The 13,682-nt window shown below is 70.5% G+C and carries 14 protein-coding genes and 1 other RNA gene; 5 read left to right on the top strand and 10 right to left on the bottom strand.

Translation table 11 applies throughout. From position 1 onward, the window contains the following. Window positions 1-105: 105 nt before the first annotated feature. Genes ftsE through H4696_RS27335 form a run of 4 tightly spaced genes read left to right on the top strand, consistent with a single transcriptional unit; the run spans window position 106 to window position 3,156 of the window. On the top strand, window positions 106-795 hold the full coding sequence (ftsE, locus tag H4696_RS27350) for a cell division ATP-binding protein FtsE (protein WP_003082104.1): 690 nt from the start codon (window positions 106-108) through the stop codon (window positions 793-795). Between the two features lie 43 nt (window positions 796-838). Then, window positions 839-1,732, top strand: coding sequence for a permease-like cell division protein FtsX (ftsX, locus tag H4696_RS27345; protein ID WP_086858964.1), 894 nt, complete (start codon window positions 839-841; stop codon window positions 1,730-1,732). Window positions 1,733-1,780: 48 nt separating this feature from the next. Further along, window positions 1,781-2,263, top strand: coding sequence for an SsrA-binding protein SmpB (gene smpB, locus H4696_RS27340; RefSeq protein WP_086849338.1), 483 nt, complete (start codon window positions 1,781-1,783; stop codon window positions 2,261-2,263). Continuing rightward, window positions 2,260-3,156: an amidohydrolase family protein gene (locus H4696_RS27335; RefSeq protein ID WP_086858963.1), complete on the top strand. Its 897-nt coding sequence runs from the start codon at window positions 2,260-2,262 to the stop codon at window positions 3,154-3,156. Before smpB ends, H4696_RS27335 begins: the two co-directional genes overlap by 4 nt. On the opposite strand, the gene H4696_RS27330 is transcribed toward H4696_RS27335, so the two are convergent. From H4696_RS27330 to H4696_RS27305, 6 genes are all read right to left on the bottom strand, one after another. Continuing rightward, window positions 3,146-4,459 (bottom strand): acyltransferase family protein, encoded by a 1,314-nt coding sequence (locus tag H4696_RS27330; protein WP_192782567.1) that lies wholly within the window; start codon window positions 4,457-4,459, stop codon window positions 3,146-3,148. The two genes, H4696_RS27335 and H4696_RS27330, sit on opposite strands and share 11 nt — an antisense overlap. 94 nt (window positions 4,460-4,553) lie before the next feature. Beyond that, window positions 4,554-4,769: a hypothetical protein gene (locus tag H4696_RS27325; protein WP_086864791.1), complete on the bottom strand. Its 216-nt coding sequence runs from the start codon at window positions 4,767-4,769 to the stop codon at window positions 4,554-4,556. A gap of 151 nt (window positions 4,770-4,920) precedes the next feature. After that, a complete protein-coding gene (locus H4696_RS27320) occupies window positions 4,921-5,511 on the bottom strand; it encodes a hypothetical protein (protein WP_086864790.1) in 591 nt (196 codons plus the stop codon). A gap of 46 nt (window positions 5,512-5,557) precedes the next feature. Beyond that, window positions 5,558-6,199, bottom strand: coding sequence for a response regulator transcription factor (locus H4696_RS27315; protein ID WP_086864789.1), 642 nt, complete (start codon window positions 6,197-6,199; stop codon window positions 5,558-5,560). Window positions 6,200-6,238: 39 nt separating this feature from the next. After that, a complete protein-coding gene (locus H4696_RS27310) occupies window positions 6,239-7,372 on the bottom strand; it encodes a sensor histidine kinase (protein ID WP_086864788.1) in 1,134 nt (377 codons plus the stop codon). Next, window positions 7,369-8,043 (bottom strand): sensor domain-containing protein, encoded by a 675-nt coding sequence (locus tag H4696_RS27305; protein WP_086864787.1) that lies wholly within the window; start codon window positions 8,041-8,043, stop codon window positions 7,369-7,371. Before H4696_RS27305 ends, H4696_RS27310 begins: the two co-directional genes overlap by 4 nt. A gap of 150 nt (window positions 8,044-8,193) precedes the next feature. On the opposite strand from H4696_RS27305, the gene ssrA reads away from it, so the two are divergent. Next, window positions 8,194-8,561, top strand: a transfer-messenger RNA (tmRNA) gene (gene ssrA, locus H4696_RS27300). A 176-nt stretch (window positions 8,562-8,737) separates the two neighbouring features. Here the strand turns inward: ssrA and H4696_RS27295 are convergent. The 4 genes from H4696_RS27295 to H4696_RS27280 form a co-directional block, all read right to left on the bottom strand. Next, window positions 8,738-9,730: a hypothetical protein gene (locus tag H4696_RS27295; RefSeq protein ID WP_086864444.1), complete on the bottom strand. Its 993-nt coding sequence runs from the start codon at window positions 9,728-9,730 to the stop codon at window positions 8,738-8,740. A 445-nt stretch (window positions 9,731-10,175) separates the two neighbouring features. Then, complete coding sequence (locus H4696_RS27290; RefSeq protein WP_086864446.1) at window positions 10,176-11,399, bottom strand: GGDEF domain-containing protein; 1,224 nt, start codon at window positions 11,397-11,399, stop codon at window positions 10,176-10,178. A gap of 139 nt (window positions 11,400-11,538) precedes the next feature. Then, on the bottom strand, window positions 11,539-12,756 hold the full coding sequence (locus H4696_RS27285; RefSeq protein ID WP_169735166.1) for an MFS transporter: 1,218 nt from the start codon (window positions 12,754-12,756) through the stop codon (window positions 11,539-11,541). 97 nt (window positions 12,757-12,853) lie between these two features. After that, complete coding sequence (locus tag H4696_RS27280; RefSeq protein ID WP_086864447.1) at window positions 12,854-13,636, bottom strand: IclR family transcriptional regulator; 783 nt, start codon at window positions 13,634-13,636, stop codon at window positions 12,854-12,856. Between the last annotated feature and the right edge of the window lie 46 nt (window positions 13,637-13,682).

Below are 13,682 nucleotides of genomic sequence, written 5' to 3'. Positions count from 1 at the left end.
GGCGGGTGTTCGGCCGACCGCTCACCGTGCGCGAACGCCCGCTGCTCCACCCGGGTGGACCGGGCAACCGGGGCTTCACGAGACCGGTGGGTAGTATGCCGAATCGTGATCCGGCTCGAAGAGGTTTCCAAGGTCTACAAGACCTCGACGCGGCCCGCGCTCGAGCGGGTGTCCGTCGACATCGAAAAGGGTGAGTTCGTCTTCCTCATCGGTCCCTCGGGATCGGGGAAGTCGACCTTCCTCCGGCTGCTGCTGCGCGAAGAGACGCCGAGCAAGGGCCGCGTGATGGTGTCCAACTTCGACGTCGCCAAGCTGGCCCGCCGCCGGGTCCCCCGCCTGCGGCAGACCATCGGCTGCGTGTTCCAGGACTTCCGTCTGCTGGCCAACAAGACCGTCGCGGAGAACGTCGCGTTCGCCCTCGAGGTCATCGGCAAGCCCGGCCCGACCATCAAGAAGGTCGTCCCCGAGGTGCTCGAGCTCGTCGGCCTCGACGGGAAGGCCGACCGGCTGCCCAACGAGCTCTCCGGTGGTGAGCAGCAGCGCGTCGCGATCGCGCGCGCGTTCGTGAACCGCCCGCTGGTGCTGCTCGCCGACGAGCCGACCGGGAACCTGGACCCCGACACCAGCCAGGACATCATGCTGCTGCTGGAGCGGATCAACCGCACCGGCACGACCGTCCTGATGGCGACCCACGATCACTCCATCGTGGACTCCATGCGGCGCCGAGTGGTCGAGCTGCAGCTCGGCCGGGTGATCCGCGACGACGCCCGCGGCGTCTACGGCATCGGTCGCTGAGACCCGCCCACACCGACCCCGACCCCAAGGACCTGCACCCGCCATGCGCGCCAGTTTCGTCTTCAGTGAGGTAGTCACCGGCCTGCGCCGGAACGTCACGATGACCATCGCGATGATCCTGACCACGGCCGTGTCGCTCGCCATGCTCGGCGGCGGCCTCCTGGCCGTGCGCACGATCGACAAGATGAAGTCCAACTTCCTCGCCGACGTCGAGGTTTCCGTCTACCTCACCGACGACATCAGCGCGGCGGACAAGAACTGCACCCAGGCGCTGTGCCAGTCGCTGCGTTCGGATCTGCAGAGCAACAACGGCGTCGAGTCGGTCGTGTTCGAGAACCGCGACCAGGCCTACGACCGGTTCAAGAAGATCTTCGAGAGCCAGCCCGAGCTGATCGCACTCACCGGCCCCGAGTCGCTGCCCGCGTCGCTGCACGTGAAGCTGAAGGACCCGGACCGCAGCGACTCGATCGTGCAGGAGTACGCCACCAAGCCGGGCGTGCGGAAGGTCGACGACCAGAAGAAGTTCCTCGACCGCGTGTTCAACGCCTTCAACGGCGTCCGGAACATGGCGTTCGGCGCCGCGCTCATCATGGCCATCGCGGCGCTGCTGCTGATCGCCAACACGATCCAGGTGTCGGCGTTCACCCGGCGCACCGAGGTCGGCATCATGCGGCTCGTCGGCGCGACGCGGTGGTACACGCAGCTACCGTTCCTCTTGGAGGCGGTGGTCGCCGGCGCGGTCGGTGCGATCCTCGGGATCATCATGCTGATCATCACGAAGGCCGGCTTCCTCGATTCGGTGTTCACCGGCGACGTGTTCCCGAAGATCACCATGCTGGAGCTGCTGTTCCCGGTCGCGCCGATCCTGCTGGCGGTGTCCGTGGTGATCTCCGCCATCACCGGTTACGTCACGCTGCGGCTGTACGTCCGGCACTAGTCGTTTAACCAGCTGCTCGTCGATTCCGGAATCACGTAGAGTGGTCGTATGCCCAAGGAACGTGGCCAGAAGGTGATCGTGTCGAACCGCAAGGCGCGGCACGATTACTCCATCCTCGACACCTACGAGTGCGGTCTCGTGCTCGTCGGCACCGAGGTGAAGAGCCTGCGCGAGGGCAAGGCGTCCCTGGCGGACGCGTTCGCGACGGTCGACGACGGCGAAGTGTGGCTGCGCAACGTGCACATCCCGGAGTACACGCAGGGCACGTGGACCAACCACACGCCCCGGCGGACCCGGAAGCTGCTGCTGCACCGGCGCGAGATCGAGAAGCTCATCGGCAAGACCAAGGAGAGCGGGCTCTCGCTGGTGCCGCTGTCGATGTACTTCAAGGACGGCAAGGTCAAGGTCGAAATCGCGCTGGCACAGGGCAAGAAGGCCTACGACAAGCGGCAGACGCTCGCCAAGCGCGACGCGGAGCGCGACATCAGGAAGGCCATGGGCCGCGCGCTGAAGGGCCGGTTCACGGAGTGACGGCGGGCCCGGAGTCCGACGCCGACGTCGCGCGGTGGACGGCGTCGCTGGGCCTCCCCGGCCTGGTCGACCTGCACGTCCACTTCCTGCCGAAACCGGTGATGGACAAGGTCTGGGCGTACTTCGACCAGGCATCGACGCACTACGGCACCGAGTGGCCGGTGCACTACCGGACGTCCGAAGAGGAGCGTCTGGCGACGCTGCGGTCGCTCGGTGTGACGCGCTTCGCGCCGCTGGTGTACCCGCACAAGCCGGGGATGGCGGAGTGGCTGACGTCGTGGGCGCTCGAGTTCGCGGCGCGGGTACCGGACGCCGTGCCGACCGGCACGTTCTACCCCGAGCCCGGCGCCGGGTCCGCTGTGGACGGTGCGCTGCGCGCCGGCGCCCGGGTGTTCAAGGCGCACGTGCAGGTGGGCGCGTACGACCCACGTGACGACCTGCTGAAGCCGGTGTGGGGCGCGCTCGCCGACGCCAGCGTCCCCGTCGTGGTCCACTGTGGACACGGACCGTTGCGGGGCGACTTCACCGGGTTGTCGGTCTTCGAAGAGGTCCTCGCGCGGCACCCGCAGCTGACGGCGGTGCTCGCGCACGCGGCGATGCCCGAGTTCGGGACGGCGTTCGAGCTGATGGCGAAGTACCCGCGGGTGCACCTGGACACGACGATGGTGGGCGTGCCGTTCGCCGAGGCGATGTCGCCGCTGCCGCCGGACTGGACGGCGCGGCTGGCGGAGTACGCCGACCGCGTCGTGCTCGGCACGGACTTCCCGAACATCCCGTACTCCTACGCGACGCAGCTGCAGGCGATCGCCGGCTGGGCGGCCGACGATCGCCTGGGTGAGCCGTTCCTGCGAGCCGTTCTGCACGACACCCCGCTGCGGCTGCTCAGCGCTTGAGCGCGGCCCGCTCGGAGATGTCCACCGCGCGGCCGAGGTAGCGCGTGCCGAGCGCGGTGACCGGGATGTGCTTGCCCGCCAAGAGGAACCCGGCCGTCGCGAGCACCACCCACGGCACCGGGCCGTGCGCGATGCCGTCCGACAGCGGCGCGAACCCGTGCGCGGCCAGGCCGAGCAGGCCGCCGGAGACCAGCAGGCCGGCGAGCACGAGCTGCGGTGTGCGCGCGGTGATTTCGCCGTTGTCGCGCTGCATCTCGAAGTGCGCGAACAGCCGCAGCAGCCCGAGCAGCACCAGCCCGCAGACGGCGAACCACGCGGGCGCCATCACCAGCCAGAGCAGTGTGCCCGGCTCGGGGGTTTCGTAGCCGAGGCCGTACACCGTCACTCCCGCCACCACGATCAGCGCCGGCATGTGCCAGAGGTAGACGCTCATGAACCGCGCGCCCAGCCAGCTCAGCGCGTTGCCGATGCCCGGCCGCGCGGCGAGCGCGTTGAGCTGCGGGCGGAAGGCGAGCAGCAGGCCGATCTGGCCGACGGCGAGGAAGGCGAGCAGCACGGTCGGCGGGCTCATGTTCGACACCGGCGCGCCGGGCATCCCGATCATGCTGGCCGGGTACGGGCCGAACGCGACCATCAGCGCGGTGATCCCGAACCCGGCGGCCGAGAGCGTGAGGGCGCCGCGACGGGTGAGCGTGCCGAGGCGGCCTTCGACGTAGTGGAACCCGAGCTGGTGCACGGCGACCCAGACGAAGATCGCGTTGGCGTAACCGATGTAGCCCAGGTCGTTGAAGCGCGCGACGTCGACGAGGATGCCCGCGGCGCCCATCACCAGCGGCACCTTGAGCCCCCAGCGCCGGTGCGCGGCGGCCATCAGCGGCGTCAGCAGCACGACGAGCACGTACACGGCGAGGAACCACAGCAGCTGCGCGGCGATCGCGCTGCCGACCTGCAGCGGCTGCGGTGGCACGCCGAGGCCGCGCAGGAAGTCCGGGACGACCAGCCAGACGGCCAGCAACGGCAGCACCGGGACCATCAGCCGCTTGATCCGGCTGGCGAGCCACGTCCGCGTGGATTCCGCGCGGCGGAAGGAAATCAGGCCCGCGGCGCCGCCGGCGAAGAAGACGAGCGGCATGACCTGGGACAGCCACGTCACGACCCACCACCCCGGCGTCGCGAGTGCGTTTCCGGTGGCGAGGTGGCCGTCGGAGTAGGACAGCACCGGCATGACCCAGTGCTGGGCGATGACGGCGAGGATGGCCCCCGCCCGGACGACGTCGAGGAAGCGGTCCCGGCTCGTTTGCATGCCGTTGAGCTTGGCCGCTCCGGCGTGCCGGAACAGCGGTGCTGACCGGCGTCTTGGGGGTCCTGTTCACCCCCGCCGGGTACGGGGGTTCTCCCTACCTCAGCCCGTCGGGCTCCGGTTCGTGCTGCGTCGCGGCGACGCGGTACTCCCAGCCGTGCTCGGTGAGCCCGAGCTCGTAGCGGGTCTCGATCTTCGGTCCGCCGTGCAGGTGGATGTGCCGGATCACGGTGCCGGGCACCGGCTCGGCGTCCCCGAGCTCCTGGACGCGGCCGTCGAGCGGGCCGCCGAAGAAGCGGACTTCGTCGGTCATCTGCTCGCTCCTCTCGTCGGCGGGTCCGCTCATGGTAGGTGAGCGGTGCTGGGGGTGCCGCCCGCGGAACGGGTGACCCTCAGTCCACCCTACGGGGCTTTTGGTCACCGAATGTCGGCGTGTGGGTAAGTCCGCACGGTCGCGGCGGGTGTCAGAGGAACCAGGTGTCGGACGTGCGGGTGAGGAGCCACGCGAGGGAAGCGTCGATGCCGGAGAGGAAGTCGCGGTCGCCGCCGGGCCGGTGCAGCGCGCCGGTGACCAGGTGGTGTTCGGCCTCGACCTCAGCGGCCGTCGGCCGGGGCCGACGCCATTCGCTGCGGAGGACCGGGGTGGTCTTCGCGAGGCCCTGCGCCCACCCGAGCGCGTGGATCGCGCCGCGCCGCAGAGCGGTCTTTTCCCGGTCCACGGCCGAGCGGAGCAGCGCCACGACCTCGGCGTCGTCACGCAGCCGCGGTTCCGGGGCGGCCAGTCCCAGCGCGGCGACCACCGCCGCCGGGGGTTCCGGTACCCGCTCGACGATTTCGAGCACGATGCCGGACGGCCACGGGTACGCGGTGTCCAAGCCGCTGAGCCAGATGTCGGGATCGTCGCCGGTGCTGCCGTTGCGCCACAGCTGGGCGAAGAAGCTTCCGGTCGGCGGGTCCCAGCCCCAGACGCTCTGCTCCTCCCAGCCGGGGAGGTCGATCCCGTCCTGGAACTCCCGGCCGGGCCGGCAGTCGTGGTTGCGCGAAGCGGTGCTCATGACGTCCCCCTGCACAGTCCTTGCCTGACGGACGAGGACTGCCGGCTCAGCGGCCCAGGTACGTCAACACCGCGCGGACGCGGCGGTGTTCCTCCGCGCTCGCCTCGAGCCCGAGCTTCGAGAAGATGTTCCCGATGTGCTTCTCCACCGCGCCGTGCGAAACGACGAGCGAGTTCGCGATCGCCGTGTTCGACAGGCCCTGCGCCATCAGGCCGAGGACCTCCGACTCGCGGGCGGTCAGTGCGTCCAGGGGGTTGCGGCGGCCGCGGGCCATCAGCTGCGCGATGACGTCCGGGTCGATCGCCGTCCCGCCGTTCGCGACGCGGCGGACCGCGTCCAGGAAGTCCGCGACGTCCGCGACGCGCTCCTTCAGCAGGTAGCCGACGCCGCCGGCGCCACCCGAGAGGAGTTCCACCGCGTACGACTCTTCGACGTACTGCGAGAGCACCAGGACCGGGAGGCCGGGGATCTCCTTGCGCGCCGCCAGCGCCGCGCGCAAGCCCTCGTCGGTGAACGTCGGGGGCATGCGGACGTCCACGATTGCCAGGTCAGGGCGGTGTTCCTTGACCGCGCCGAGCAGGTCGTCGCCGTTGTCGACGGCCGCGGCCGTCTCGATCCCCTCGTCGGCGAGCAGGCGCGTGACCCCCGCCCGCAGCAGGACGGCGTCTTCGGCGATGACTACCCGCATCCGGCCCCCAAGCTCGTGGATGAACGGGGTCCAGCCTATTCACCACTGGCAGGGGAGGTCAGCCCGGATCACGGTCGGGCCGCCGGCCGGGCTGACGACCGTGATCACGCCGTCGATCGTCGCGGCGCGGTCGGCGAGGCCGGCCAGACCGCCGCCGGGGCGCATCTCGGCGCCGCCGTGGCCGTTGTCGGTGATCTCGACGACCACGTGCTCGTCGGTGCGCCACACCTTGACGCCCGCTTCGGTCGCGCCGGAGTGCTTCGCGATGTTCGTCAGGGTCTCGCCGACGATGAAGTACGCCGTCGTTTCGACGGCCGCCGGCGGGCGCGGCTCGACGTCGACCTGGACGTCCACCGGGATCGGCGACTTCGCCGCCTGCGCCGACAGCGCGGCGTCCAGCCCGCGGTCGCCGAGGACGGCCGGGTAGATGCCGCGCGCGAGGTCGCGCAGCTCGGACACGGCGAGCTTGGCGTCCGCGTGGGCCTCGTTGATCAGCTCCCGCACCGACTCCGGGTCGTGGTCGAACTTCGACTTCGCGCGCCCGAGGCTCATCGCGACCGCGACCAGCCGCTGCTGGGCGCCGTCGTGCAGGTCACGCTCGATGCGGCGCCGCTCGGCCTCGGCCGCGTCGACACCGCGGGCGCGTGACGCCTGCAGCCGCTCGGCCTTCTGCTCCAGCCGCTTCGTGCGGTCCGGCCCCAGCAGCGCGAGCCCCAGCTCGCCGTGCAGCCAGCCCAGCCACGGCGTCACCCAGACCGCCATCGGCAGCAGCACGATCGACGCCAGCGCGATCCCCAGCTCCACGCACGCCAGCGGGAAGGCCGCCATCAGGTACGCCAGGTCACGCCACGTCGTCGGGTCGCTCAGCCGCACCACCCACCGGCGCAGCAGCGGCTGCCCCTCCTCGTACGGCCGCCGCTGCACCGGCGGCAACGGCACCCGCAGCATCGTGCGGAGCCAGCTCCGCTCGCGGTCGCCCGACCAGCGGACGAAGCTCGTCGTCGCCAGCAGGATGGGGAACCCGACCCAGATCACGGCCGTCGCGATCCCCACCGCCAGCCCCGTCACGATCAGCACGAACTGCAGGATCCGGAAGAAGAAGCTGACGATCATGTACACGATCGTGCGAGCCGGGTGCGGCCGCGGGTGCTCCACCGGCAGTGCCTCGGTCATCCCGCCACCAGGTTCTTCTCTTCCGCGTCTTCCCACCAGCGCTCCATCCGACGGCGCTGTGCCACGGTCGGCCCCAGCAGCGCGTTCGCCAGCCGGGCGTGCAGTCCCGCCAGCGCCTTCGTCAGCGCCACCGACAACGCGATGAACAGCACCCCCAGCGCCGCCCACGGTAGCGCTTCCACGGTCGAGTCCACGGTCAGCCACCGCAGGTCCTCCGCCGGGAAGTAGTACGCGCCGTCCGGCAGCCACCGGAAGTAGACCGGCAGCCCCGCCAGCGCCAAGCTGGTCGACCAGAAGACGGTCACCAGCACGAATTCGACCAGGCCGAGCGGGAAGAGGACGAAGAAGTACGTCAGGTCCCGCCAGGTCGACGGGTCCTTGAGCCGCGCCTTCCACCGGTCCTTCTGGCCGTCGGCGGGCAACGGCAGGTACGGCAGGTCGATGTACCGGTCCAGCAGCGCGTAGACCCGGGCCCGCTCCAGCCGCGCGGCCCCCCGCACGGCCAAGACCAGCAGTGCGAGCAGGCCCACGCCCACCCACACCACCGCGGTCCCCACGCCGGCCGCCGTGAACGACGTCAGCAAGGCGAACGCCACCACCCCCAGCGGCAGGTTCATCAGCAGGAACACCACCGAACCGCCGAACGGCGGATCCCGCCTCTCGCGCACCATGACCGGCTCCCTTCGTTGCCTCAAGGATCGCCTCCGGACCGGCCGGCCGACATGGTGCGCGCGGGCATCCCCGTGGTGGGGCTGGCCCTACCCACCTGGAACAAAAGCGGTGGCGGGACGCGTTATGATGGACAGGTTGTGTCCCACCAAGGGGGTGAACGGTTTCGACTTTGGACGTTGATTCAGGAGAAGCGTGCCGGTGCAGGCGAGAGACCACCGTAAGCGTCATCGCAACCAAATAAGCGCCGACTCCAGTCAGCGCGAGTACGCCCTCGCCGCCTGAGCGAGTGCGTCTCTGTCGGCCCGGGTTCGCCTCCGGCCCGGGTACCGGCATCAGCTAGGAGGCTCAGCGGCAGTCCCGGCCACGGGGAACTGTCGTGAAGCAAACAGTGGCTGGGCTCGTCACCTCGGCTTGTTCGTGTGACCGAGGGGGCCAAGTAGAGACGTAGCGGACTGCGCACGGAGAAGTCCTGTTGATACGCCAGAGGACCCGGGTTCAATTCCCGGCACCTCCACTGCGAGAAGGCCCACGCCCCTTCGGGGCTGGGCCTTCTCTCGTTCTCAGGTGTTTTTCCGGGGGTCGAACCCCCGGGCCCCCGCCAGGCGGGCTTCGCCCCCTGGACCCCTTCTTGGGGCTGCCGCCCCTTGCCCCCGCTGGTGGTCCGGTGGGTGGGTAGGTGCGGGTGTGTGGGGGTCAGGGGGTGGCTTTGATTTGTAGGACTTGCAGGGTTGGGCCGGTTGCTATCAGTGAGGCGTCGTAGTTGCCTGATTGGTTGTCCGTCGAGTCGTAGGTCATGCCCAGGAAGTCGTTGTGGGTGGTCGCTGTTGCCGAGTAGCTGCCGGTTATGTGGGTCAGGCCGGTTGTGGGGTCGAAGGTCTGCTTCGTGTTGGTGACCGGGTTGCCGTTCAGGGTCCAGGTGGCGTGGTCGCTGGGCTGGGTCATCGATGATTGCGGGCACTGTGGGGGCATGGGGGCCTGCTTGGCTGCGACGCACTGGTCGAAGGCTTTTCGGAGGGCTTGCGTTGCTTGAACTGGGGGTAGGCCGGGGTCTTTCTTCGCGACTCGCTGGTTGTCGATCGTGTCGTAGCGGCGGAGGTTGACGACCGTTGGCTTGTTGTCGGTCCACGTGATTTCCGCTCGGTACGGGACGGCTTCGACCGACAGGTTTTGGGGTGAGGGGACTCGGTAGGGCGTTGTGTATGTCACCGTCATGACCGCGTAGCCGGCGACGTAGAAGCGGTCGTTGCTCCAGATCGGACCGTACGTTCCGTCGGTCGGGTTGCCGTGGAGGGCCCAGTGGACGTCGTTGGCCTGGCCGGTGGGGTCGTCGATCTTCTGGGGGCAGTTCGCCGGCTGGAGGACCGGGGTCTGGGCGCACGAGGTGAGGCTGGCTTGGACTGCCGTCAGCACTGCCTCGTTGCTTGAGCCTGCTGGTCGGGCTCCGCTTTCGGCGGGGATCGCGTCCGCGTCCTCGGGGCTCGGGAGCAACCACAGGCCACCGAGGATCGCGATGGTTGCTACGGCGACTTTGGACGGATTCCACGTCGAAGTGGTCGATTCTGCTTCGGGCGTCTCGGTCCTGGGCGTGTTGTAGAAGTTCAGGGTGTTCACGGTGCCCGCTTGCACCACGTTCTCGCTGTTGTCGCCGGAGTGGCTGTTCGACGTGTCGTTCGGGTTGCTGCTCATCCGGTTCCCCCTCCCCGCCTGGCACAGCCAGGATCAGACAGTCTTACCCGGGTTCGGGTGGGCCGGACCAGCTTCTTGGGCCGAGCGGTGCAGGCCATTGGGCTGGTTGCTGTCGGTGATAGGTCGTGCGCGAATGGGTGTGACAGGGGCCACTTGCGAGTGAAATCTTTGTGAGTGTCATGCTGAGGTCCCGACCAATGGCTCCGCACCCGCGAGGCTGGAAGTAGGTGGCCAGATGACCTGGGCACGGCACAGTGGCAGCTCGAGCGCCCACGATGAGGACAGCCGGATGGGGGTGCTGCGGGCCGAGGAGGCCCATCGGCTCGCCGCCGAGCACTGTCGGGCTCTGGTTACCGTTGCCGGGCACTCCACGAATGCTCGGGAGTGCACCGAGCTGCTGGACATGCTCGGGCTTGACGCCGGACTGTGGCGGGAGCGGTAGGCGCTACTTCAGGTCCGCGACGTGGACCACCTTGTTCCGGCCCGTCGCCTTCGCGTGGTACAGCGCGGTGTCCGCCGCGTCCAGGAGGCGCTGGAGTGACGTTCCCGCCTGCGGGTAGACCGCCGAGCCGATCGAGACCGACTGGCCCGTGATCGACAGCTGTCCCACCGGGACGGTCAGGGCGCTGACCGCGCGGCGGATGCGCTCGGCCACCGCGCCGATGTCGGGCTCGCTGATGCCGGGGAGCAGCACCACGAACTCCTCGCCGCCGAACCGGCCCACCGCGTCGCCGCGGCCGCGGACCGCCGAGATGATCGCCTGGGCCACCGCGCGCAGCACCGCGTCGCCCGCCAGGTGGCCGTACGTGTCGTTCACCTGCTTGAAGTGGTCCAGGTCCAGCATCAGCAAGCCGAACGTCGAGTGCTGGCGGGCCGCCGCGGCCAGGGTTCGCTCGGCCAGGGCGTGCCAGCCGCTCGTGTTGTACAGGCCCGTTTTCTCGTCGCGGTGGGCCGCCACCTCCAGCTGCTTCACCAGAACCGTGCGGTGCAGCAACAGCAACGGCGGCAGCACCAGCAGGACCAGCCCTGGCAACGTCGCCAGTGCCAGCGCGTTCAGCGCGCCCAGGCACAGCGTCGCCACTTCCAGGCCGTTGTCCGACCACGTGCCGAACAGGGCTTCCGGGGTGCGGCCGATTTCCTGCCTGGCCGGCAGCACCAGCAAGGCGTTCACCACGAAGAACGTCACGCCCGCCGCGGCCAGTGCGAACGTGCCGGCCCAGCCGTGCGTCATCGCCGTCCGGATGTCGGGGACCACCGCTTGGGCCGCGTAGCAGGACAGCAGGATGATGGCCGCGTTGCTGGCCGTTCTCGACGCCGGTACCCGCTGCAGGCGGTACCAGCTGCGGAGTGCCAGGTGGGAGTAGAGGCCGGCGACCAGGAGCGCCAACAGTGGCGGGGGAAGCAGCAGGACGCCGGCGAACGTCCAGACCGACGTCATGTTGATGTGCGGGGTTCCCGACACGCGACGGCGGATGCGTTCCACGCGCCGTCCCGTCTCCGACTGGAGGATGCCGAGGAGCAGCAACGTCGCCAGGATCAGCAGCGTCCGGCGGTCCACCGCGACCGGGTACGGGCGCAGCGTCAGCGCGACCGCGGCCACCTCGGTCAGCAGGCAGTAGACCACCACGCGGGGACGTTGCCGCCACAGCGCCCAGTGCCGCGGTGCCACGAGGACGTCACGAAAGCGTGGCCCGGAGCGCGGGATGCCGCCGCCAGTCCGCATACTCATGGTGTCCGGCCGGTGACGGAGACGGTTCGGCCCGAGGTGGTGAAGGGAGGCGCACCATGTGCGGACGCGACAACTGAGGTCATGGACCCTCCAGCCCGGCCCGGCGCCACGCCCTCGCGATCGGCACGGCCACCGCGGCACCCGCCGCGCCGGCCACGGCGATGGTGTGCGCCGGGCTCACTACTTCGGCCAGCGCGCCGGCCGCGGCCGCGCCGAGGCCCTGCACGGTGATCAGGCCCGCGGAGTTCACGCCCGCGCACTGCGCGCGGTGCGCGTCCGGCACCCGGCGCATGAACGACACCGTGCCCTGGATGTTGTAGCCCGTCGCGAGCAGGCCGGACGTCGCCAGCAGCAGCACCGAAAGCACCAGCCCCGGCCGGAGGGCGAACAGCAGCAGCGGCAGCCCCGCGGCGATCCCGAGCCACCCGAGCAGCCGCGCCTGGACGTGTTCCGGGATCCACTTGCCGAACACGACGCCGCCGACCACGCTGCCCGCCGGGTCGGCCGCCATCAGCAGGCCCACCAGCGTCGCGCCCGCGCCGATGCCCGCCGCGTACGGGGCGGCCAGCGCCTCCGGCACGATGTAGAACCCGGCCAGCCAGTTGAGCGCCACCAGCGTCCGCAGCGCCGGGTCGCGCCAGATCAGCCGGATGCCGGCGCCGGTCGTCGAAAGCCACGCCGCGCGGACCGCCTGCGTGACCGCGGCGCACCGCCGGACGCCCGTGACCAGCAGCAGCGCCGAGAGCAGGAACGTCACCGCGTCGAGCGCCAGAGCCGTGGACGGCGTCAGCGCCGCGATCAAGACCCCGCCGCCGGCGAACCCGGCCAGCTGCGCGCCCTGGATCGTCACGTTCCGCAGCGCCATCCCGACCAGGTACCGCTCGCCTTCGAGCACCGAGGGCAGCAGGGCCTGCTGCGCCGCCTTGAACGGTCCGCCCAGCGCCGTCAGCACCGCGACCAGCGCGCACAGCACCCACAGCGGGACGCCGGGAACCGCGATGACGGCGACCAGCGCGGCCCGGGCCAGGTCCGCCGCGACCATCACGTCCCGCCGCGGCCGCCGGTCGCCCACCCCGGCCAGCAGCACGCCGCCGAGCAGCGAAGGCACGTACGTCAGGGCGTAGGTCAGGCCGGTCAGCGCCGCGGAGCCGGTGCGCTGGAAGACGAGGACCGCGAGCGCGACGCGGGCGAGCTGGTCACCGCAGATCGAGAGCAGCTCGGCGGTCCACATCGCGCGGAACTCGGCGACGGCGAGCACGGCGCCGAACCCCACCTTCGTCACGCGTGCGTCGTCCATCGGTGGCGCCCCTCGAAACCCCTGTTCAGCCACGGTAATCACCGAACGGAGTGGAATCGAGCCGTTCGGTGACAGTTACCCTGTTCGCAGCAGCGCGTCAGCCCGGGTGGCCGCCGATGCGGGTGGTCAGCTCGGCCGCCGTGGCCGCCACCTCGCCCGCCAGGTCCGGCCACGTCTCCTCGCACGGGTCCGTCGCGCAGTGGTGGCGCAGGGTCACGCTGATCGCCGCCAGCGGGCGGGCGCCGTGGTCGAAGACCGGGCAGGCCACCGAGGCGAAACCCGCCGTGACGTGGCCGTCTTCGACCGACCAGCCGAGGCGGCGCTCCGCGTTCAGCGTGCGGCGGAGGTCGGCGAGCGTGGCGGGGCCGCGGCCGGTGCGGTGCACGAACGCCGCCGCCGAGGGGAACAGCGCGCGGACGTGCGGGGCCGGCAGGTGGCGCAGGATCGCGCGGCCGGACGCCGTCAGCTGGGCCGGCAGGCGGACGCCGACCTCGGTCACCAGCGTCTCCGGGCGGAGCGGACGCTCCTTGATCAAGTACAGCGACTCGTTGCCGTGCAGCACGCCGAGGTGCGCGGTGTGCCCGACGCGGTCGACGAGCTTCCGCAGCAACGGCCCGGCCAGCCGTTCGAGGGGGTCGTGCCGCAGGTACGCCGAGCCGAGTTCGAACGCCGCGATGCCCAGTCCGTAGCGGCGTTCGGCGGGCAGGTGCACGACGAAACCGGCGGCTTCGAGCTCGTTGAGCAGATGGTACGTCGTCGACCGGGGGAGGCCGGCTTCGCGCGCGATGGCCGCCGCCGTCACCGGGCCGGGGCGCGTCGCGAGCAGGCGCAGCACCGCCAGCCCGCGGCGCAGTGCCGGGACCTCGCTGCTGTCGCCCACGGCCCGAGCCTAGCGTCTGGGATACCAGACAGAACCACTCCCTGGG

The organism is Amycolatopsis lexingtonensis, from assembly GCF_014873755.1.
Classification (GTDB): Bacteria; Actinomycetota; Actinomycetes; order Mycobacteriales; family Pseudonocardiaceae; genus Amycolatopsis; species Amycolatopsis lexingtonensis.
This window is presented reverse-complemented; position numbering and strand designations above follow the sequence as displayed.

Bases quoted from the DNA above. Each gene is read 5' to 3' on its own strand.
- H4696_RS27305 (WP_086864787.1), bottom strand. From the start codon at position 8,043: ATGGTGCGCGAGAGGCGGGATCCGCCGTTCGGCGGTTCGGTGGTGTTC.
- H4696_RS27310 (WP_086864788.1), bottom strand. From the start codon at position 7,372: ATGACCGAGGCACTGCCGGTGGAGCACCCGCGGCCGCACCCGGCTCGC.
- H4696_RS27285 (WP_169735166.1), bottom strand. From the start codon at position 12,756: ATGGACGACGCACGCGTGACGAAGGTGGGGTTCGGCGCCGTGCTCGCC.
- H4696_RS27320 (WP_086864790.1), bottom strand. From the start codon at position 5,511: ATGAGCACCGCTTCGCGCAACCACGACTGCCGGCCCGGCCGGGAGTTC.
- smpB (WP_086849338.1), top strand. From the start codon at position 1,781: ATGCCCAAGGAACGTGGCCAGAAGGTGATCGTGTCGAACCGCAAGGCG.
- ftsX (WP_086858964.1), top strand. From the start codon at position 839: ATGCGCGCCAGTTTCGTCTTCAGTGAGGTAGTCACCGGCCTGCGCCGG.
- H4696_RS27330 (WP_192782567.1), bottom strand. From the start codon at position 4,459: ATGCAAACGAGCCGGGACCGCTTCCTCGACGTCGTCCGGGCGGGGGCC.
- H4696_RS27295 (WP_086864444.1), bottom strand. From the start codon at position 9,730: ATGAGCAGCAACCCGAACGACACGTCGAACAGCCACTCCGGCGACAAC.
- H4696_RS27315 (WP_086864789.1), bottom strand. From the start codon at position 6,199: ATGCGGGTAGTCATCGCCGAAGACGCCGTCCTGCTGCGGGCGGGGGTC.
- H4696_RS27325 (WP_086864791.1), bottom strand. From the start codon at position 4,769: ATGACCGACGAAGTCCGCTTCTTCGGCGGCCCGCTCGACGGCCGCGTC.